This is a genomic window from Herbaspirillum sp. RV1423 (genome assembly GCF_000577615.1).
In the GTDB taxonomy this organism is placed as follows: domain Bacteria; phylum Pseudomonadota; class Gammaproteobacteria; order Burkholderiales; family Burkholderiaceae_D; genus Herbaspirillum.
On record NZ_CBXX010000029.1, the window covers coordinates 62,379 to 80,470 of the forward strand.

The following is an 18,092-nucleotide window of genomic DNA, read 5'->3' on the forward strand; positions in this document are numbered from 1 at the left end:
TCAGTGTAAACGCATCGGTTTAATGCGCCGGTTTCACCTGCAACCAGAACGTGACAGGACCGTCATTGGTCAGCGAGACCTGCATGTCGGCGCCGAAGCGGCCGGTCTCCACCATGCCATGCCTGGCTTTCGCCTGTGTGACAAAGCGGTCGAACAATCTTCTGCCGTCTTCCGGTGCGGCGGCGGGCGTGAACGACGGCCGCGTGCCGGAACGCGTATCGGCTGCCAGCGTGAATTGCGGCACCAGCAACAAACCACCCTGCACATCGGTCACGCTGCGGTTCATCTTGCCGGCATCATCTGCGAAAACGCGATAACTCAGCAACTTCCCCAACAGCGCGTCGGCTTCCTTTTCAGTATCGCCGCGCTCGGCGCAGACCAGCACCATCAGGCCGGCGCCGATCGAGCCGATCCGCTCGCCTTCCACTACGACATCAGCTTTGCTGACTCGTTGCAACAGTCCGATCATGCCAACGTGACGCGTGCAAATTTGCGCTTGCCGACCTGCAGGACAAATACGCCGGCCTCGACCTTGAGGCCCTTGTCGCTGATCGCGGCGCCGTCGATGCGCACGCCGCCCTGCTCCACCATGCGCAATGCTTCCGAGGTCGAGGCGCACAGGTTGGTTTGCTTCAGCAACTGGCCGATGCCCAGCGGCGCGCCGGCCAGGCTGACTTCCGGGATGTCGTCCGGGATGCCGCCCTTGGAACGGTTGACGAAATCGGCCAGCGCGTCTTCGGCAGCCTGCTGCGAATGGAAACGGGCCACGATTTCCTGCGCCAGCGCCACCTTGATGTCGCGCGGATTCTTGCCCGCCGCGACGTCGGCCCTGAAGCCGGCGATGTCGGCGATCGAGCGGAACGACAGCAGTTCGTAATAACGCCACATCATTACGTCGGAAATGCTCATCACCTTGGCGAACATGGTGTTGGCCGGCTCGGTGATGCCGATGTAATTGTTCTTGGACTTGGACATCTTTTCGACGCCGTCCAGGCCTTCGAGCAGCGGCATGGTCAGGATGCATTGCGGCTCCTGGCCGAAATCCTTTTGCAGTTCTCGGCCGACCAGCAGGTTGAACTTCTGGTCGGTGCCGCCCAGCTCAAGGTCGGCTTTCAGCGCGACCGAATCGTAGCCCTGCATGAGCGGATACAGGAATTCATGCACCGAAATCGGCGTGCCTTCCTTGAAGCGCTTGGTGAAATCGTCGCGTTCCATCATGCGCGCAACCGTATAGCGCGAGGCCAGTTGAATCATGCCGCGGCTGCCGAGCGGGTCGCACCATTCTGAGTTGTAACGGATCTCGGTCTTCGCCGCGTCCAGCACCAGGCTGGCCTGCGCGAAATAGGTCTTGGCATTGACTTCGATCTGCTCGCGCGTGAGCGGCGGGCGGGTGGCGTTGCGGCCGGACGGATCGCCGATCATCGACGTAAAATCGCCGATCAGGAATATCACGTTGTGACCCAGATCCTGCAACTGGCGCATCTTGTTCAACACGACGGTGTGGCCCAGATGCAGATCGGGTGCGGTCGGATCCAGACCCAGCTTGATGCGCAAGGGCTGGCCGCTCTTTTCGGCACGCGCCAGCTTTTGCGCAAATTCGCTTTCGATCAGCAATTCGTCGACGCCGCGTTTGGCGATGGCCAGCGCTTCCAGCACGTTATCGGACAGGGGCAGGATTTGGGATGTGGGCTGTTCGGCGTTCATTGATATAACTAAAAAATAGATTCTTGTAGGACAGTACCGGATTGACGCTTGTTATAATGCGCACTTTCGTCTTTCTGCCGCACGCCATCTAGAAGCGCAATCAGCAGAGAATTCGCATTCATTGCCTGTCGGGAATCTGTAAAAGCATGCGTCACCGGGGAGTCCAATGACGAATGCTTGCTTTGAGCGGCAAATGCGCCGGCCAGTGGCGACCGAAAGGTCCGCCTCGCCGCCTTGCCCCGCTGCAACAGAATCCTGAACAAGCGTAAACGGTAGATTTTAACGTATTGCATGTTCCCTAAAGATAAATTCGCGCGCGCCGCTTCCCTATACCGCACCACCCATCGCTACTGCCACGAGAAATTTCACGGCGCATCCCGCAAGACCAAGATCCTGTCCGCAGGCGCGCTGTTCCTCGGCGCCTTCACGCTCGGCGCAGCCGGTTTCGCACCGGCCGAACCGGATACGTCCGACGCGCCGGTGCATGCGATTGTCAAAGACTTGGCCTTGCCTGATCTGCAACAGCAGGTCGCGCAGCTCGAAGACCGCGAAGAATATTACGTCAACGAAGACAAAGTCCGCGCCGGCGACACGCTGGCGACCTTGCTGACACGCCTGGGCGTGGACGACTCCGCCGCCGCCAGCTTCATCAAGTCGGATACGCTGGCCCGCGCCGTCATGCAATTGCGCGCCGGCAAACGTGTCACGGCACGCACATCGGAAGACGGTGAGCTGCAGCAGTTGACCGCCACCCTGAGCGACAGCCGCGACGGTCCGGTCAACAATCTGCTCATCGAACGCGACGGCGACAAGTTCAAGGCCAGCACCGCGCCGGCAGTACTTGAACGCCGCATCGAAATGCGTTCCGGCCAGATCCGTTCGTCGCTGTTCGCCGCTACCGATAATGCGCAAATCCCGGACAGCATTGCGACGCAGATCGTCGACATGTTCGCCACCAACATCAACTTCGCCTCCGACCTGCGCCGCGGCGACCGCTTCAATGTGGTCTACGAGACCTTCTACAACAATGGCGAACCGGTGCGCACCGGCCGCGTGCTGGCGGGCGAGTTCACCAATGCCGGCAACACTTACCAGGCAGTCTGGTTCGACGAGCCGGGCAGCAAGATCGGCGGCGGCTATTATTCATTCGACGGCAAGTCGCTGAAGAAAGCCTTCCTCAAATCGCCGCTGGCCTTCACGCGTATTTCGTCGGGCTTCTCGATGCGCATGCATCCCATCCTCGGCATCTGGAAGCAGCATACCGGCGTCGACTTCGCCGCCCCGACCGGCACGCCCATCCATGCTTCCGGCGACGGCGTGATCGATTTCGTCGGCAAGCAGAACGGCTACGGCAACATCGTCGTGATCAAGCACTGGAACAATTATTCCACTGCCTACGGCCACATGAGCCGTTTCGCAGCCGACATCCGCAAGGGCACGAAAGTCAGTCAGGGCGACGTGATCGGCTATGTCGGCATGACCGGCTGGGCAACCGGGCCGCATCTGCATTATGAATTCCGCATCAGCAACGTACCGCGCAATCCGCTGTCGGTAGAGGTGCCGAATGCGCAACCGCTGGCGGGCGCGCAATTGCAACGCTTCCGCTCGGTCTCGACCGACATGAACCGTCGCCTGGCGCTGCTGCGTCCGGCCGGAGAAAACGGCAACGTCGCACTGGCTTCGCGCTAAGCGCCACCGCTGCGAACCGGTGATGGAATCGCTGTAAAATGCAGCGACTCCATCACCGGTTTTTTTATGCCCATCGAATTCTCTCCGGCGCGTTCCGCTTCCTCCTCGCTGTACATCGGCCTGATGTCGGGCACCAGCCTGGACGGCGTGGACGGCGTGCTGGCGTCGTTGCCGGATGACGGCCAGCCGCTAGCGACGCTGGCGACTGCCTACGTGCCGTTTCCTGACGATTTGCGTGCCGCGTTGATGACGTTGCAGGCCAGCGGCGACGACGAATTGCAGCGCGAAGCGCTGGCCGCCAACCAATTGGCCAATCATTACGCGCAATGTGTTGCCGAACTGCTCGACAAAAGCGCCATCCCGTCCGCCTACATCCGCGCCGTCGGCGTACACGGACAAACCATCCGCCATCGTCCCGAACTGGGCTATACGCGCCAGGCCAACAATCCCAGCCTGCTGGCGGAGTTGTGCGGCATCGACGTGGTGGCCGATTTCCGCAGCCGCGATGTCGCCGCCGGCGGCCAGGGCGCGCCGCTGGTGCCGGCCTTCCACCAGGCAATTTTCGGCAGCGACGACGAAGCCCGCGTGGTCGTCAATATCGGCGGCATCGGCAACATCAGTATTTTGCCGACCGGCAAACTGGAAGCGACCTCCGGTTTCGACACCGGCCCCGGCAATGTCCTGATGGACGCCTGGATTACCCGGCATCTGGGACAGAACTATGATGCCGACGGCGCCTGGGGCGCCTCCGGCAAACCCGATCCCGCGCTACTGAATGCGTTGCGCAGCGAAGCCTATTTCGCGCTGCCGCCGCCCAAGAGCACAGGGCGCGATTTGTTTCGCCCGGAATGGCTGCAGGCGCGCCTGCACGACTTCTCGCACTTGCCGGCAGCGGACGTCCAGGCAACGCTGACGGCGCTCACCGCCACCACCATCGCCGACGCCATCACGGCGCAGGCCCCCGGCACGGGCGCCGTGTATGTGTGCGGCGGCGGCGCCTACAACGCTTACTTGCTGGAATTGCTGGAACAGGCTTTGCATATCGGCGCAGGGCGTTCAATTCCTGTGCTGTCGACCGAATCGCTGGGCGTGGCCCCCAATCATGTGGAAGCGCTGGCGTTCGCCTGGCTGGCGCAACGCTTTTGCCTGCGCCAGCCAGGCAACTTGCCGGCGGTCACCGGCGCACGCGGACTGCGCGTACTGGGCGGACTGTATCCGGCCGGCTAGGGCCCGCCGTTGCCAACCTGAGACACCCACACAGCCAGTATGCTGCATAGGCGCACGTCCGCATTAGAATGTATCGGCGTCGTGCCGACACGAAAAGGACTGGATACGGCGGTTACACTTGTTGCGGATGAAATCGGGGAAGGGAAACATGCGTCGATTGTCACGAACCGTTTCGATGTGCTGCCTGCAGTTGATGCTGCTGATGTCCCTTACGCCGAAAGCGGCGGCGCAGGAAAACATCCAGACCGCGCTGATTGGTCTGGCAATGCCTCTGGCCACACCGCGCGGGCAAACCCTGCGCGACGCGGTGCAGCAAGGCATCGACGATGCCAATAAACGCAACCTGGTAATCAATGGCAAGCGCACCGTGTTCAAGCTGTTTGCCGTCGACGACAAGAACGACAACAACCTGGCTGCGCTCAGCGCACGCGCCATGGTCAATGCCGGCGTCATCGGCGTGGTCGGCCATCTTTCCACCGACGCCAGCCTGATCGGGGCAAAAATATACAATGAGGCCGGCATCCCGCAGATATCGCCGACCACCACCGCGCGCGTATTCACCCAGCAAGGCTATCGCAACGTCTTCCAGTTGCTGGGACACACCGACATCACCGGCGATTACCTGGCCTATTCGGCCCTGAACCAGATCAAGGCCAAACGCATCATGGTCATCGACAACGAGACCGGTTTGGGCGACGCGCTGGCCAATAGTTTCATCAAGAGATTGCGCAGCAAGGGCGCCGATATCGTGGCGCGCGCCTCGATCAGCCAGAAGACGTCGGACTTCAACGCGGTGCTCGACGAGGCCAGGAAACAGCGGGCCGACATGATTTTCCTGGCAGCGATCGTGCCGCAAAGCATGGCGTTTGCCCAGCGCATGCAACAGCAGAACATGGCAGCCGCCCTGATGCTGGCCGGCGGCGCAGTCAATTACAACTTCCCGCACAGCGCCGACGAATACGACGCCAACACCTGGATTCTGGTGCACGGCCAGCCTGAGGAAAAACTGCCGGGCTTCAAGAGCCTGGAAAAGAACTATGCGGCCAAATTCTCCACCAACCTGATCCCCCAGTCATTGTTCGCCTACGATTGCGTCGGCGTTCTCGTTGAAGCGACGAAGCAGGCCGACAGCCTGGCTCCCGACAAACTGGTGGCGGCGTTGCACAAAGTGCGTTATGCCGGCGTATCGGGGAGCGTCTCTTTCGATGCCGAAGGGAGCTTGAACGATCCCGCATACAGCCTGTATCAGGTGCACCAAAAACACTGGCAAATGGTGCGCACGTTTCCGTAAGAACCTGTTCGTTTGTTGCAGCAAGGGGCTGTCAGCCGATGAGCAGGAAATAAGAAATACGGCCCGAAAAACCCTTTTGTTTGCCGCATGGAATGTTGCTGCGCATGCAACACTACATCGAGGCAATCAACTCCGGCAAGGAGCAGCAATGCGTATACTTTTTCGTGCAGCGGCAAGCGTCCTGTTTTGCTTGTCCTTCCCGTCCGCCATGGCGCAACAGAATGACAGCCAGACCGTCACGGTCGGCGTCGTCGCCCCACTGTCCATGGTGCCCGGACAAAGCATGCGCGACGCTGTGCAATTTGCGCTGGAACGCATCAACCACCAGGGGCTGCGCATCGATGGGAAAAATGTGACCTTGAAGATGTTCCTGGCCGACGACAAGAACGATCCCAACCTGGCGGTGCTGAGTGCGCGCGCTGCCGTCGCCGCAGGCGTGGTCGGCGTCATCGGCCACCTCTCGACCGATGCCAGCATCGCCGCAGCCAAAGTCTATCGCGACGCCAGCATCCCTCTGCTGTCGCCAACTGCAGCAGGACGCGAATTCACCAGCCTGGGCTACGCCAATGTCTTCCAGATGCTGGGACACAGCGACTATACCGCGCAATACTTGGCGGAGACCGCGATCAAGGTGCTGCGCGCCAAACGCATCATGCTGATCGACAACGACACGGTTCTCGGCAGGGAGCTTGCCAAAAACTTCAGCGCCGCCGTCGCTCGCCTCGGCGGCACCATTGTCGATACCGACAGGATCCATTTCAAGAGTTCGGATTTCAATACCGCCATGGCCAAGATCAAGCGTAGCGACGCCGATCTGGTTTTCTTTGCCGGCGTCGTGCCGCAAAGCAGCGCTTTCGCCACGCGCTTCCAGCAGATCGGCCTACGCACGCAGTTGCTGCTGGCGGGAGGCGCCATCAATCCGGACTTCCCACACAAGACGGAAGAATATCCCGACGGCACGCTGGTGCTGGTCCAGGGCAATCCCGTCGAAAAGGCGCCGGACTTCAAGCATCTGGAAAAACTATACCGGCAAAAATATACTTCGCCGCTGATCCCGCTCACCTGGCTTGCCTACGACGCCGTCGACATGCTCGTCGAAGCGATGAAGCGCACCAACTCGCTCAATCCGAGCGTGTTGTCGCCTGCCCTGCATCAAATGAAATTCAACGGTCTGTCGGGGACCACCTCCTTCACCGCCGACGGCAGCCAGGAGAATCCGCCCTACACGCTTTATCGCGCCGAGCAAAAAACCTGGAAGACGCTCAATACCTTGCCCTGAAATTTCCCCGCGGCCATACCTGCAACACGACTCAGTTGAGCCAGCCGCGACGGCGGAAGTACCAGAACGGCGCGATCGCCGACCCGACCATCATCAGGATCGCCAGCGGATAGCCTATCAGCCAGTCCAGTTCCGGCATGACCTTGAAGTTCATGCCGTAGATGCTGGCGATCAGCGTCGGCGGCAGGAAGGCGACCGAGGCCACCGAGAATATCTTGATGATCTTGTTCTGGTTGATGTTGATGAAACCGACGGTGGCATCCATCAGGAAGTTGATCTTGTCGAACAGGAAGGCAGTATGGCCGTCCAGCGATTCGATGTCGCGCAAGATCTGGCGCGCATCTTCGAACTGGTCGGAACTGAGCAGGCGGCCGCGCATCAGGAAGCTGACCGCGCGCCGGGTGTCCATCATGTTGCGGCGGATGCGGCCGTTCAAGTCTTCTTCGTGGGCAATGGTGTTGAGCACCGCGGCGGCGGCCTGATCGGAGAGGCTTTTCTTGAGCACGCTGTGGCTGACTGCTTCCAGGTTCTGGTAAATCCCTTCCAGCGCATCCGCTGAATATTCGGCGTCGGTTTCATACAAATCCAGCAGCACGTCGCGATAGTCGCCGATCGAACCCGGCCGCGAACGCGCGCGCATGCGCACCAGGCGAAACACCGGCAGGTCTTCGGCATGTACGGAAAACAATATATTGCGCGCCAGGATGAACGCCACCGTCATGGTGGCCGAGGCGTCGTCGTCGCCCTCGAACAGAAAATCGGTGCGCAAATGCAGGTCGCCGTTCTCGGCCTCGAAGTAACGCGCGGAAGCTTCGATGTCGCTGAATTCGTCCTCGTCCGGCAGCGTCACGCCGTAGATGCTCTTGACCCAGGCACGCTCGTCATCGGTCGGCTCGGTCAGGTCGACCCAGACCGGCGCGATGTTTTCCAGGTCGCTGCGGCTGTCGATGTTGACCTGATTCAGCCGGCCGTTCTGTAAAACAAAAACATTAATCATGTGAGCTCACTGTCAGGACAAGACGACCGGAAGACTGGCATACCATTATCACAAGGCGATGACGCCTGCATCATCCGCCGCGGCTGCGGCACCGCTGCAACAGCGCCTCCCGCGAAACGAACGCAAGTGTACGTTCAAGCTCAGCGGCAGGCAAGCGCCCCGACTGCCTGGAGGCGTCTCGCTGGGATTGATGAAATGCGTTCTACTTCCTGGCCGGCTGCCTGGCGGCGGGTTTTTGCACTGGTTTTTCCGCGGGCTTGGCCGGCGGCAGTTCGGCTGCGTTCATGCGCCGCAAGATCAGGCCGGTGCGATTGGCCAGGTAAGCCGAACCGGGATTCTTGTCGTAAAAACGCGGGCGCGGCAGCATCACCGCCAGGCGCGCCGCCTGGCTCGGTCCGAGATTGGCGGCGCTGATGCCGTAATAATGCAGCGATGCCGCTTCGGCGCCGAACACGCCGTTGCCCCACTCCACCACATTGAGATAGATCTCGAAGATGCGCTGCTTGTCCATCAGGAATTCCAGCATATAGGTGATGACGAACTCCTGCGCCTTGCGCAGGTAACTGCGTTCGCCGGACAGGAACAGGTTCTTGGCCAATTGCTGGGTGATCGTCGAGCCGCCGGCCACCACCTTGCCTTTCTTGTTGTTCTTTTCATAGGCTTTTTGCAGCGCATCCCAATCGACGCCTTCATGCTCGGAGAAGTTGGAGTCTTCCGATGCGATGATGGCGCGCTTGAGGTTGTTGGAGATGCGGTTGTACGGCACCCATCTGAACTGCAGTTGCGCGTTGGGATTCTTTTCCTGCAGCAGCGCAAGTTGGTGGCGCATGAAGCTGGTCGACGCGGGATTGTGATCGACCCACCACCAGATCTGCACGAAGAAATACAGTTGCAGCAGCAACAGCAAGGTAATCGGCAACAGGATCAGCCACAGGAACAGCTTGCGCAAGAGCTTCATTTTCTGGTGTTGTTATCTAGAACTCGTTTCATCAGTACCCGCGGAAGCGAACGCGCCCCGGGAGGCAATGCCATGCAGCTATTGGCAGAGCTACTTGCGCAATGCGGCGAAGACATCGGCCGTTTCCGGCCGCACGCCGCGCCACAGGAAAAAGGCTTCCGCCGCCTGCTCAACCAGCATGCCGAGGCCGTCGCGCGCCACCGCGCCGTGCCGGCGCGCAAACTCCATGAACACCGTCGGCTGCTTGCCGTACATCATGTCGTAAGCCAGCGTGCTGCCGGAAAACACGCTCGCCGGCAACGGCGGCATGTCGCCTTCGAGACTGGCGGAAGTGGCGTTGATGATGACGTCGAAAGTGCCGCTCAGGTCCGCGTATTCAACCGCCTCCAGTTTGCCGAAACGCGCGAACTGTGCCGCCAGTTCCTGCGCCCTGGCGTGGTTGCGATTGGCGATGATCAGCGCGGCGGGCTGCTGTTCCAGCAACGGCAGCAAGGCGCCGCGCGCCGCGCCGCCGGCACCCAGCAGCAAGACACGCTTGCCCGCCAGCGGCACGCCGGCGTTCTGCACGATGTCGGCCACCAGACCGGCGCCGTCGGTGTTGTCGCCGAGGATGAGGCCGCCTTCAAATTTCAGGGTATTGACCGCGCCGGCCAGACGCGCCCGCTCGGTCAGGCGATCGGCCAGCGCATGGGCTTCCAGCTTGAACGGCACTGTGACGTTGGCGCCCTTGCCGCCATTGGCGATGAACACCTTGACCACCGCCTTGAAACCCTGCAGTGGCGCCAGCAGGCGTTCGTAGCTCATCGACTGGCCGGTCTGCCGTGCGAACTGCACATGGATTTCCGGTGATTTGCTGTGGGCAATCGGATTGCCGATGACGACGTAAGAATCCATAATTATTCTCAGCTTAAGTTCAGCCTGGCCTCAGTTGGAACTGCTCAAGTCAGTCTGTAATGTTTCTTCACGCGTGAAGCGAAAGCGCGTGATGACTTCCCATATATCATCCTTGCCGCCGCTGGCGCGCATGTTCTCGGGAAAACGACCGAACGGTGCCGAGCGCCGCACGATCGCCAGCGCCGCAGCATCCAGCGCCGGGTTGCCGGAACCGCGCTCGACACGCACGCCGCCGTCCTTGTCGTAAATGCTGCCGTCCTGGAACACCGGAATATAGATCACCAGTTCACCGTACAACTTCTTGCCGTCCTTCTGCGGGAAATTCAGCGTGCCGACCTTTTCGATCTTTTCCTGCAAGGCCTTGTAATACAACGCATAACCTGCCTCGCGCGTACGCGCCGTGATCTGCGTCTTCTTCGGCCGCTTATTGTATTCCTCGATGTTCTTCGCGACCTCCGCTTCCATGCGCGCCACTGCCTTGGCGGTGTCGAGCAGGTCGCGGGCGTTGAGCTGCGGCTGGACTTCCTTGTGCGGATCGCGCTCGGGCGTGGCGACTACCGGTGCGTTCTTGTTCATCTGCGCCAGGATTTTCTGCTGTTGCGCTTCCAGCTCGGCTACCTTGCGCTGCGCCGCCTTGACGCTGTCGCCGGTCTCGACCTTGCGCATGTCGGGCAGCGGCGACTTGGCGCGACCCTGGCTGGCGTTGCCGCCGCCATCCAGATTGGCCTGCGCGATGGCGTCGGCCTTGACCGGCGCCTTGTCATGCTTGGCGTTGACCAGGATCACTTCCAGCCCGGGATCGGCCGGCTTGAGCCGGAACGCCTCGGGCGCAGCGAAACGCACTGCCAGCAAGGCTGCATGCACCAGCACGGAACCGGCCAGGGCAATTGTCAGGAAGCGATTTTCAGCGAAAAATTTCACAGACTCATCAGCAATATAAAAGCGCGATTTTACGACAAAGCCCAACTCATTCGGCGGCCGAAGCCGCACCGGCGGTCACGTCGCCGCCTGCTGCTCCGGCTTCTTGCCCGGTTTCTTCCAAGACACCGGCATCGGTCTCGCCTTCAACGCCTTCCGCAACGTTCTCCATGCCTTCCAGCAAGGCTTCGTCTTCCTCGTCCAGCGGCGCAGTTTCAGCGCCCGGCTGCGCAGCCGGAATTTCCAGCAGGCGCGCTTCGACGGTCAGGTCGACTTCATCCCAACGCAGCAGATCGAGCTTGACCTGCAAGCCGCGCGCGACCTGCGGCATGCCCGGCAGGCGGATCACCAGCGGGATGTCGACCAGGCGCAGGATTTCGTCCTTGAGCACCACGGCGTCGACCTGGCGCGCCTGTTCCTGCGCCAGCCAGCGCAGGCACCAATAACGCTCCATGCCGGACTGGAAATCGGCATAGCCGGAATAGGCCGAATCGAAGGCCGAGACGATAGCGAACAGATCTGCGTCGCGCGGCTTGAACGGCGCCGCCAGCGGCGCGGTGACGCCATGCTCGAGACAGGCCAGGATCTGCCATTGGTTGACCAGGTCGGTATAGCGGCGCAGCGGCGAGGTGCTCCAGGCATATTGATCGACGCCGAGGCCCTGGTGCGGCGCGGCGTGGGTCACCATGCGCACCTGCATCTTGGCTGCCCAGCCGCCACCGCCGCCGCCTTGGGCGCGGTAGATGCCGGGCACTCCATGGTCGGCCATGAGCTTGCCCCAGGTGCTGTTGGCGAAAATCATCAGCTCGGCGACGATCTTGTCGAGCGGCGCGCCGCGCTTACGACGGGTGATCGTGACGATGTCGTCGTCAACGTAGAAATTGAAATCGACGCGGTTGTTCTGCTCGGGCCGCAAGCCGAAACTCTCGCGCTTGGCCATGCGGCCCCGCTCAAGCACCTGCACCCATTGCCACAGCAACCTGATGTCGTCCTTGTGCGGATAGTCGCCGCTGTCGGCGGCCAGCGCCTCTTCGGTGACCAGCGCGTCGAGGTCGTTGTGGCGCAAGTTGGCGGAAATCGGCACGATCTCGGCGCGGGTCTCGGTCGAGATCACCGACCAGTCCTGCGGATCGAGCGTGGCATACAGCGACAGCGCCGGGCAGTTCTTGCCTTCATCGAGCGTGAAGGCTTGCACCAGTGCATCGGGCAGCATGGTGATTTTTTCGCCGGGCATGTAGACGGTCGACATGCGCTGGCGCGCAATGGCGTCGAGCGCATCGCCGCGCTTGATGCCGAGACCGGGCGCGGCGATGTGGATGCCGACGCGCACCTTGCCGTCGGCCAGCCGGACCACCGACAAGGCGTCGTCGATTTCCGTCGTGGTGACATCGTCGATCGAGAACGCCTTGACGTCGGCCAGCGGCAGATCGTCCGGCACCGAGGGGATTGTCACGTCGGGGAAACCGCTGCCCTTGGGGAAGAATTCGAACAGGAATTTTGCGTAATGCAAATCCTTCGGCGAGGCCAGTCCGCCGGTGGACAGCATCAAGCGCTGCGGCGTGGTTTGCAGCTCCTTGCAGGCGGCGTCCAGCGCCTTGAACTCGATGCCGTTCTTGTCGGGCCTGAACAGCAATTGCAGCGCGATCGCCTTGAACATCTCCGGCAACTTGCCGGCCTTGAGTTCTTCGACGTATTGCGCCTGCACCAAGGCCTGCTGCTTCTTCTTTTCCAGGCCGGCCAGCGCGGCTTGCAGCGATGCCTGCGGCGCCGCCTTGTAGCGGCCCTTGCCCTTCTTGTAAAAATAAATCGGCGCACCATGCAAGCGCAGCAGCAGGCCGGCCGCTTCGTGCGGCAGCGGCGCGTGGCCGAAATATTCGGCGCCGAGGTCGGCGAAGCCGAATTCGTCTTCGCCCGCGACTTCCCACAGGAAATCAAGGTCGATGTCCTGCGCGATGGCCTGCGCGTCTTCCAGCAACTTGGCCGGCGTCGGCGCGGCAAATTGCAGCATCACGTCCTTGGACTTGACCTTGCTGCGCTTGCCCGACGCCATCTCGACCTGATAGGCCTCGCCCTGCTGCGACAGCACGGCGCCTGCCTTGAAATCACCGGATTCTTCAAAAAATAAATTCATCGATTGCTTACGTCAAAATGCGTCAATATTCAATGCCATCAACTTGCCGAGGGCGGGTAAAAAAACGTCGGTCACGAGCATGAGGCTGCCGTGACGGCGAAACAACGAACGGCGCGCATACAACGGCAGTTGCACGTGTACATCAAGCACGCTGCCAATGCGCCGCACCAGCGGATGCCCGGCCTGCAGACGCGCAAACTGGATCGGCGCGCGCGTGACCAGCGGATCGGAAAACAGACTGCCTCCCAGCGGCCGCACGCCCAGGCACCGGAAGAAAGGCCAGGCCGCCGCGGAGGCCAGCGGCGTGACGGTGTGGCCGAACAACACCGGTTCGCCGTCGCAATGCAAAATGACGTCGCGCTCTTCGACCGGCTGACGCGGCGTCACACCCAGCACGCCGCATTCATCGCGCAAGGCATTACCCGGCCGCTGGCGCAGACGCTGCACGCGCAATTCCTCGCAACGCGCGCGCAACTTGAACGTCATCGAGCCGGGATCGGCCAGCCAGGCGCGCAACAGCGGCGGCGCCTGCACCGCGTTCGGATGATCGGACCAACGTGCGTGCGCGGCCTTCGTCACTGGCGACATTACCATCAGCTTAGTGCCCCGCCGCCGGCATGCAAGGGCGTTATCCCGCAAAAAGCCAGCACGCTGTCGGCGTAATCGGCGAATTCGCCGATACCGTGGTCGCTGCCCTGAATCACGGTCTGTTGCGCGCCGGGATAATGCGCCACCATCTCGCGCCAATCCAGTACTTCGTCGCCGGTGGCGGCAATCAGGAAATAGCGCTCGGGGTGGGTAATCCTGTCCACCGTCAACGCGCGCAACTGAGGGATGTATTCGCGCTTGAATTCGAACGGCGCGTCGGAATGGTATTGCGTGGTCACGCCGACATAGGATTCCAGGTCGCGCGGCGGCTTGACCGCCGGGTTCAGCAATACCGCGCGGCAACCGAGACGCTCGGCCAGCCAGGTGGCGTAAAAACCGCCGAGCGACGAGCCAATGATAATCAACTGATCTGCAGGAAATCGCTCGGCATAAGCCAGCGCCAGCCTGATCGCCTCTTCCGGCGAAGCCGGCAATTGCGGGCAATGATATTCGTCCAGCCGTCCCAGCGCCTGCAGACGTTCGGCCATATGGCGCGCCTTGAACGATTGCGGCGAGGAACGAAAACCATGCAGGTACAGGATCATGCCAGTGCGTCCAGCAGCTTCTGATGCACGCCGCCGAAGCCGCCGTTGCTCATCACCAGCACATGGTCGCCGAGACGTGCAGCTTGCCTGATGGCTTGCACCAGCGCGCCGAGGTCGTCGAAGGCTTGGGCTTTTGCGCCGAGCGGCGACAATGCCTGCGCCAGATCCCAGCCGAGCACTTCCTTCCCGACGCCCTTGGCGCCGTAGCCGAACACCAGGTCGGCATCCGCCAGGCTAGCCGGCAAGGCGTCTTTCATGGTGCCCAGCTTCATGGTGTTGGAGCGCGGCTCCAGCACCGCCAGGATGCGCGCCTGGCCGACCTTTTTGCGCAAGCCGGCAACGGTGGTGGCGATCGCGGTCGGATGATGGGCGAAGTCGTCGTAGACGGCGATGCCGTTGACGATGCCGCGCAATTCCATGCGACGTTTGACGTTCTCGAATTTCTCCAACGCGGCAATGGCCTGCGCGGCCGGCACGCCGACATGGCGCGCGGCGGCAATCGCGGCCAGTGCATTCATGCGGTTGTGCTCGCCGGTCAGCGACCAGCGCACGGTGCCTTGCGGCGCGCCGTTGAAGCCGATGTCGAAGCTGCCGTCGTCGTGCGTCCCGAGCGACCAGCCCGGCTGGCCGGCGTCAACGCCGAAGTTTTCATGTTCGCTCCAGCAGCCGCGCGCAATCACACGTTCCAGCGCGGGTTCGCGGCCGTTGACGATGAGACGGCCGATGCCGGGCACGGTGCGCACCAGATGGTGGAATTGGGTTTCGATGGCGGCCAGATCGGGGAAGATGTCGGCGTGATCGTATTCCAGGTTGTTCAGGATCGCGGTCTTGGCGTGGTAATGCACGAACTTGCTGCGCTTGTCGAAGAAGGCGGTGTCGTATTCATCGGCTTCGATGACGAAGAAAATGGAATCCTGCTTTTTGCCGTCCTTTGTGCCGGACAGACGCGCGGAGATGCCGAAATTCATCGGCACGCCGCCGATCAGGAAGCCCGGTGCGTAACCAGCATATTCCAGTATCCAGGCCAGCATCGCCGAGGTGGTGGTCTTGCCGTGCGTGCCGGCCACGGCCAGCACCCATTTATCGCGCAGGATGTGGTTGCCCATCCATTCCGGGCCGGAGACATACGGCAAGCCGCGATTGAGGATTTCTTCCATCAGCGGGTTGCCGCGCGACACCACATTGCCGATCACAAACAGGTCGGGCTGCAAAGCGACTTGTTCAGGCCCGAAACCCTGGATCAATTCGATGCCCTGGGCTTGCAGTTGCGTGCTCATGGGCGGATAGACATTGGCGTCGCACCCGGTGACCTTGTGGCCGGCTTCTTTCGCCAGAACCGCCAGACCGCCCATGAAGGTGCCGCAAATGCCGAGGATGTGAATATGCATAGTGAATCTTGAGTAGGAATCCCGAGATTTTACCTGAGCCCACCAGGCTCGACGGCGATATCTTCTGCACCGAGGTATCATTGCGACCATGCATCAGACCGATACCGAACTCCTGCGTGCGGAAATCGCCGCTGCAGCCGCCCGCATGATCGCGGAAGACGGCGCCGACTACGCCACCGCCAAGCGCAAGGCGGCGCGCCAGATCCTGGGCGACAGCAAGGCGCGTGGGGATATCCTGCCCGATAACGCGCAGATCGAGGAGGAAGTGCGCGCCTATAACGAATTGTTCTTCGGCGACACACAGCCGGCGCGGCTGTTGCATTTGCGGCAACTCGCGGTGCAACTGATGGAGGAACTCGGACGCTTCAATCCTTATCTGACCGGAGCCGTGCTCAACGGCACCGCCGGCGAGCATTCCGACATCCATTTGCAATTATTTACATCGAGCGCGAAAGACGTCGAAATTTATCTCCTGAACAAGAATGTCAATTTCGAGGTCAGCGAAAGCACGCATTTCAAGGGCGGACAGGCCGCGGTCGAAACGCTGAGCTACCTGCTGCAGCAGAAAGGCCGCGCGCCGGAAGGCGTGCATCTGGCAGTGTATGATCTCGACGACTTGCGCGGTGGGGTCAAGGCTGCGCCCGGCAAACGGGCCGAACGCGCCGATATCGATGCAGTACGCCGCCTTATCCTGGAAGAAAGCTGATGAAAAAGCGAAATTACCTGTTGTTCGTGCTGATTGCGATTCTCGCAGCCGGCATCGGCATGTATACCAGCCACAAGCAAACACAGACCGTGGCGCAAACTCCGGAAGCGCGCGCCGTCGCCAACCTGTTCGCACAGACCATGCCGGACGTCGCCGGCAAGCCGCAGGCCTTGTCGCAGTGGAAAGGCAAGCCGCTGATCATCAACTTCTGGGCCACCTGGTGCGCGCCTTGCGTTGAAGAAATGCCCGAGCTGGCGGCGCTGCAGGCGGAAGTCGCTCCGGTGCAAATCATCGGTATCGGCGTCGATTCCCAGGAGAATATCGCCCAGTTTGCAGAAAAATTCCATATCTATTATCCTCTCTACGTTGCCGGAACCGGCGCCACCGATCTGCTGCGGCAGTTCGGCAATCAAGCCGGCGGCCTTCCCTTCACTGCCTTGGTGGGACTGGACGGCAACCTGAAAAAGGTCTATCTTGGGCGCCTGAATTTCGACGAGCTGCGCCGCGACCTGGCCTCCCTGAAAAACATGTAACTAAAGTTTTCCTTGCCAAATGATGCCATTTGACGGCAAAATGCGCGCATCGTCGTCAAACGGAGCTTTATCTCCATGGCAATAAACCTTCTCCTCCTCAATGGACCCAACCTGAACTTGCTGGGCACCCGGGAGCCTGAAGTCTACGGATCAACTACCCTGGCAGACATTGAGCAACGTGCCGCCTTGCAAGCCGGCAAGGCAGGCGCGACGCTGAGCGTCTTCCAGAGCAATCATGAAGGCGCACTGATTGATCGCATCCAGGCCGCCGGGAAAGAAGGCGTGGACGCTATCGTGATCAACCCGGGCGGACTGACCCACACCAGCGTGGCCTTGCGTGATGCGCTGGCAGGCGTGGCCATTCCTTTCGTCGAAGTACATATCTCGAATATTCATCAGCGCGAAGAATTCCGTCATTTTTCTTATCTTTCCGGCATCGCCAAGGCTGTGTTGTGCGGCTTCGGCGTCGATGGCTACCGGCTCGCGATCGATCATCTGTTGCAGCAGCCATAAGGATCCGCACGCTCCTTCAGCAGCATTCTTTTATATCAGCATCGCCGCGCGGCATCAGGCGATGGTGACCCAATCAAGCAGTTATCTCCTATTTAATACTGAGGAATTCACATGGATTTACGGAAACTCAAAACCCTGATCGATCTGGTCGCGGAGTCGGACATCGAAGAACTGGAAGTGACCGAAGGCGAAAGCAAGGTTCGCATCGTCAAGTCGTCGGCGACGCCGCAAAACCAGGTCGTGATGATGCAGCCGCAGGGATCGTATCCGCAAGCCCTGCCGGCCGCTGCCGCACCGGCAGCGGCGCCAGTCGCACCGGCCGCGCCTGCCGCTCCGGAAGGCCATATCGTCAAGTCGCCGATGGTCGGCACCTTCTACCGTTCGTCGGCTCCCGGCGCACCGGCCTTCGTCGAAGTCGGCAAGGAAGTCAAGGAAGGCGAAACCTTGTGCATCATCGAAGCAATGAAGCTGCTCAATGAAATCGACGCCGACAAGTCCGGCGTGATCAAGCAGATCCTGGTTGAAAACGGTCAACCGGTCGAGTTCGGTCAACCCCTGTTTGTGATCGGCTAAATCCTGCCAGAATACGGATTGTACGAATGAGTGCGCCTGCCTGCGCAAGACAGCCCGAGCGCGCGGCAGGCGTACAGTACATCCGGGGCGGATCTGGT

Annotated in this window: 18 protein-coding genes; 8 read left to right on the forward strand and 10 right to left on the reverse strand. The window is 61.0% G+C overall.

The window, feature by feature from the left end:
- Positions 1 to 19: 19 nt before the first annotated feature.
- Both dtd and tyrS read right to left on the reverse strand, forming a co-directional pair.
- Positions 20 to 469 (reverse strand): D-aminoacyl-tRNA deacylase, encoded by a 450-nt coding sequence (dtd, locus tag RV1423_RS20630; protein ID WP_034300771.1) that lies wholly within the window; start codon positions 467 to 469, stop codon positions 20 to 22.
- Positions 466 to 1,704, reverse strand: coding sequence for a tyrosine--tRNA ligase (gene tyrS / locus RV1423_RS20635; RefSeq protein WP_034300774.1), 1,239 nt, complete (start codon positions 1,702 to 1,704; stop codon positions 466 to 468). The genes dtd and tyrS overlap by 4 nt, the downstream gene beginning before the upstream one ends.
- Positions 1,705 to 1,995: 291 nt before the next feature.
- Between tyrS and RV1423_RS20645 the strand changes: the two genes are divergently transcribed.
- From RV1423_RS20645 to RV1423_RS20660, 4 genes are all read left to right on the forward strand, one after another.
- The gene (locus RV1423_RS20645; protein WP_034300779.1) at positions 1,996 to 3,393 is read left to right on the forward strand and encodes a peptidoglycan DD-metalloendopeptidase family protein; all 1,398 of its coding nucleotides are present in this window, start codon (positions 1,996 to 1,998) and stop codon (positions 3,391 to 3,393) included.
- A gap of 66 nt (positions 3,394 to 3,459) precedes the next feature.
- The gene (locus RV1423_RS20650; RefSeq protein WP_034300782.1) at positions 3,460 to 4,620 is read left to right on the forward strand and encodes an anhydro-N-acetylmuramic acid kinase; all 1,161 of its coding nucleotides are present in this window, start codon (positions 3,460 to 3,462) and stop codon (positions 4,618 to 4,620) included.
- A gap of 148 nt (positions 4,621 to 4,768) precedes the next feature.
- On the forward strand, positions 4,769 to 5,911 hold the full coding sequence (locus RV1423_RS20655) for a branched-chain amino acid ABC transporter substrate-binding protein (RefSeq protein ID WP_081768913.1): 1,143 nt from the start codon (positions 4,769 to 4,771) through the stop codon (positions 5,909 to 5,911).
- Between the two features lie 148 nt (positions 5,912 to 6,059).
- Positions 6,060 to 7,190, forward strand: a complete 1,131-nt coding sequence (locus RV1423_RS20660; RefSeq protein WP_081768914.1) for a branched-chain amino acid ABC transporter substrate-binding protein — start codon at positions 6,060 to 6,062, stop codon at positions 7,188 to 7,190.
- 31 nt (positions 7,191 to 7,221) lie between these two features.
- Here RV1423_RS20660 and corA read toward each other — a convergent pair whose 3' ends face one another.
- The 8 genes from corA to mpl all read right to left on the reverse strand — a co-directional run bounded on the left by corA (position 7,222) and on the right by mpl (position 15,669).
- Positions 7,222 to 8,187 (reverse strand): magnesium/cobalt transporter CorA, encoded by a 966-nt coding sequence (gene corA / locus RV1423_RS20665; protein ID WP_034300786.1) that lies wholly within the window; start codon positions 8,185 to 8,187, stop codon positions 7,222 to 7,224.
- 202 nt (positions 8,188 to 8,389) lie between these two features.
- The gene (mtgA, locus tag RV1423_RS20670; protein ID WP_034300788.1) at positions 8,390 to 9,145 is read right to left on the reverse strand and encodes a monofunctional biosynthetic peptidoglycan transglycosylase; all 756 of its coding nucleotides are present in this window, start codon (positions 9,143 to 9,145) and stop codon (positions 8,390 to 8,392) included.
- Positions 9,146 to 9,235: 90 nt separating this feature from the next.
- Positions 9,236 to 10,039: a shikimate dehydrogenase gene (gene aroE, locus RV1423_RS20675; RefSeq protein WP_034300791.1), complete on the reverse strand. Its 804-nt coding sequence runs from the start codon at positions 10,037 to 10,039 to the stop codon at positions 9,236 to 9,238.
- A gap of 30 nt (positions 10,040 to 10,069) precedes the next feature.
- Positions 10,070 to 10,960, reverse strand: coding sequence for an energy transducer TonB (locus RV1423_RS20680; RefSeq protein WP_034300887.1), 891 nt, complete (start codon positions 10,958 to 10,960; stop codon positions 10,070 to 10,072).
- 46 nt (positions 10,961 to 11,006) lie between these two features.
- Entirely contained in the window at positions 11,007 to 13,088 is a 2,082-nt protein-coding gene (locus tag RV1423_RS20685; protein WP_034300793.1) for a ribonuclease catalytic domain-containing protein, read from the reverse strand.
- Positions 13,089 to 13,100: 12 nt separating this feature from the next.
- Positions 13,101 to 13,676 carry a chorismate lyase gene (locus RV1423_RS20690; RefSeq protein ID WP_034300795.1) on the reverse strand — a complete coding sequence of 192 codons (576 nt, stop codon included), beginning with the start codon at positions 13,674 to 13,676 and terminating at the stop codon, positions 13,101 to 13,103.
- A gap of 5 nt (positions 13,677 to 13,681) precedes the next feature.
- Positions 13,682 to 14,281 (reverse strand): YqiA/YcfP family alpha/beta fold hydrolase, encoded by a 600-nt coding sequence (locus RV1423_RS20695; RefSeq protein WP_034300797.1) that lies wholly within the window; start codon positions 14,279 to 14,281, stop codon positions 13,682 to 13,684.
- Positions 14,278 to 15,669, reverse strand: coding sequence for a UDP-N-acetylmuramate:L-alanyl-gamma-D-glutamyl-meso-diaminopimelate ligase (mpl, locus tag RV1423_RS20700; protein ID WP_034300799.1), 1,392 nt, complete (start codon positions 15,667 to 15,669; stop codon positions 14,278 to 14,280). The genes RV1423_RS20695 and mpl overlap by 4 nt, the downstream gene beginning before the upstream one ends.
- 88 nt (positions 15,670 to 15,757) lie before the next feature.
- Between mpl and RV1423_RS20705 the strand changes: the two genes are divergently transcribed.
- The 4 genes from RV1423_RS20705 to accB all read left to right on the forward strand — a co-directional run bounded on the left by RV1423_RS20705 (position 15,758) and on the right by accB (position 17,994).
- Positions 15,758 to 16,375 carry a hypothetical protein gene (locus RV1423_RS20705; RefSeq protein ID WP_155835190.1) on the forward strand — a complete coding sequence of 206 codons (618 nt, stop codon included), beginning with the start codon at positions 15,758 to 15,760 and terminating at the stop codon, positions 16,373 to 16,375.
- Complete coding sequence (locus RV1423_RS20710) at positions 16,375 to 16,908, forward strand: TlpA disulfide reductase family protein (protein WP_081768916.1); 534 nt, start codon at positions 16,375 to 16,377, stop codon at positions 16,906 to 16,908. Before RV1423_RS20705 ends, RV1423_RS20710 begins: the two co-directional genes overlap by 1 nt.
- A 75-nt stretch (positions 16,909 to 16,983) precedes the next feature.
- On the forward strand, positions 16,984 to 17,421 hold the full coding sequence (gene aroQ / locus RV1423_RS20715) for a type II 3-dehydroquinate dehydratase (RefSeq protein ID WP_034300805.1): 438 nt from the start codon (positions 16,984 to 16,986) through the stop codon (positions 17,419 to 17,421).
- A gap of 111 nt (positions 17,422 to 17,532) precedes the next feature.
- Positions 17,533 to 17,994: an acetyl-CoA carboxylase biotin carboxyl carrier protein gene (gene accB / locus RV1423_RS20720; RefSeq protein ID WP_034300808.1), complete on the forward strand. Its 462-nt coding sequence runs from the start codon at positions 17,533 to 17,535 to the stop codon at positions 17,992 to 17,994.
- Positions 17,995 to 18,092 lie beyond the last annotated feature (98 nt).

Excerpts from the sequence above, each read along its gene's own strand:
- dtd (WP_034300771.1), bottom strand. The coding sequence starts at position 469 with ATGATCGGACTGTTGCAACGAGTCAGCAAAGCTGATGTCGTAGTGGAA.
- tyrS (WP_034300774.1), bottom strand. The coding sequence starts at position 1,704 with ATGAACGCCGAACAGCCCACATCCCAAATCCTGCCCCTGTCCGATAAC.
- RV1423_RS20645 (WP_034300779.1), top strand. The coding sequence starts at position 1,996 with ATGTTCCCTAAAGATAAATTCGCGCGCGCCGCTTCCCTATACCGCACC.
- RV1423_RS20650 (WP_034300782.1), top strand. The coding sequence starts at position 3,460 with ATGCCCATCGAATTCTCTCCGGCGCGTTCCGCTTCCTCCTCGCTGTAC.
- RV1423_RS20655 (WP_081768913.1), top strand. The coding sequence starts at position 4,769 with ATGCGTCGATTGTCACGAACCGTTTCGATGTGCTGCCTGCAGTTGATG.
- RV1423_RS20660 (WP_081768914.1), top strand. The coding sequence starts at position 6,060 with ATGCGTATACTTTTTCGTGCAGCGGCAAGCGTCCTGTTTTGCTTGTCC.
- corA (WP_034300786.1), bottom strand. The coding sequence starts at position 8,187 with ATGATTAATGTTTTTGTTTTACAGAACGGCCGGCTGAATCAGGTCAAC.
- mtgA (WP_034300788.1), bottom strand. The coding sequence starts at position 9,145 with ATGAAGCTCTTGCGCAAGCTGTTCCTGTGGCTGATCCTGTTGCCGATT.
- aroE (WP_034300791.1), bottom strand. The coding sequence starts at position 10,039 with ATGGATTCTTACGTCGTCATCGGCAATCCGATTGCCCACAGCAAATCA.
- RV1423_RS20685 (WP_034300793.1), bottom strand. The coding sequence starts at position 13,088 with ATGAATTTATTTTTTGAAGAATCCGGTGATTTCAAGGCAGGCGCCGTG.
- RV1423_RS20690 (WP_034300795.1), bottom strand. The coding sequence starts at position 13,676 with ATGTCGCCAGTGACGAAGGCCGCGCACGCACGTTGGTCCGATCATCCG.
- RV1423_RS20695 (WP_034300797.1), bottom strand. The coding sequence starts at position 14,281 with ATGATCCTGTACCTGCATGGTTTTCGTTCCTCGCCGCAATCGTTCAAG.
- mpl (WP_034300799.1), bottom strand. The coding sequence starts at position 15,669 with ATGCATATTCACATCCTCGGCATTTGCGGCACCTTCATGGGCGGTCTG.
- RV1423_RS20705 (WP_155835190.1), top strand. The coding sequence starts at position 15,758 with ATGCATCAGACCGATACCGAACTCCTGCGTGCGGAAATCGCCGCTGCA.
- RV1423_RS20710 (WP_081768916.1), top strand. The coding sequence starts at position 16,375 with ATGAAAAAGCGAAATTACCTGTTGTTCGTGCTGATTGCGATTCTCGCA.
- aroQ (WP_034300805.1), top strand. The coding sequence starts at position 16,984 with ATGGCAATAAACCTTCTCCTCCTCAATGGACCCAACCTGAACTTGCTG.
- accB (WP_034300808.1), top strand. The coding sequence starts at position 17,533 with ATGGATTTACGGAAACTCAAAACCCTGATCGATCTGGTCGCGGAGTCG.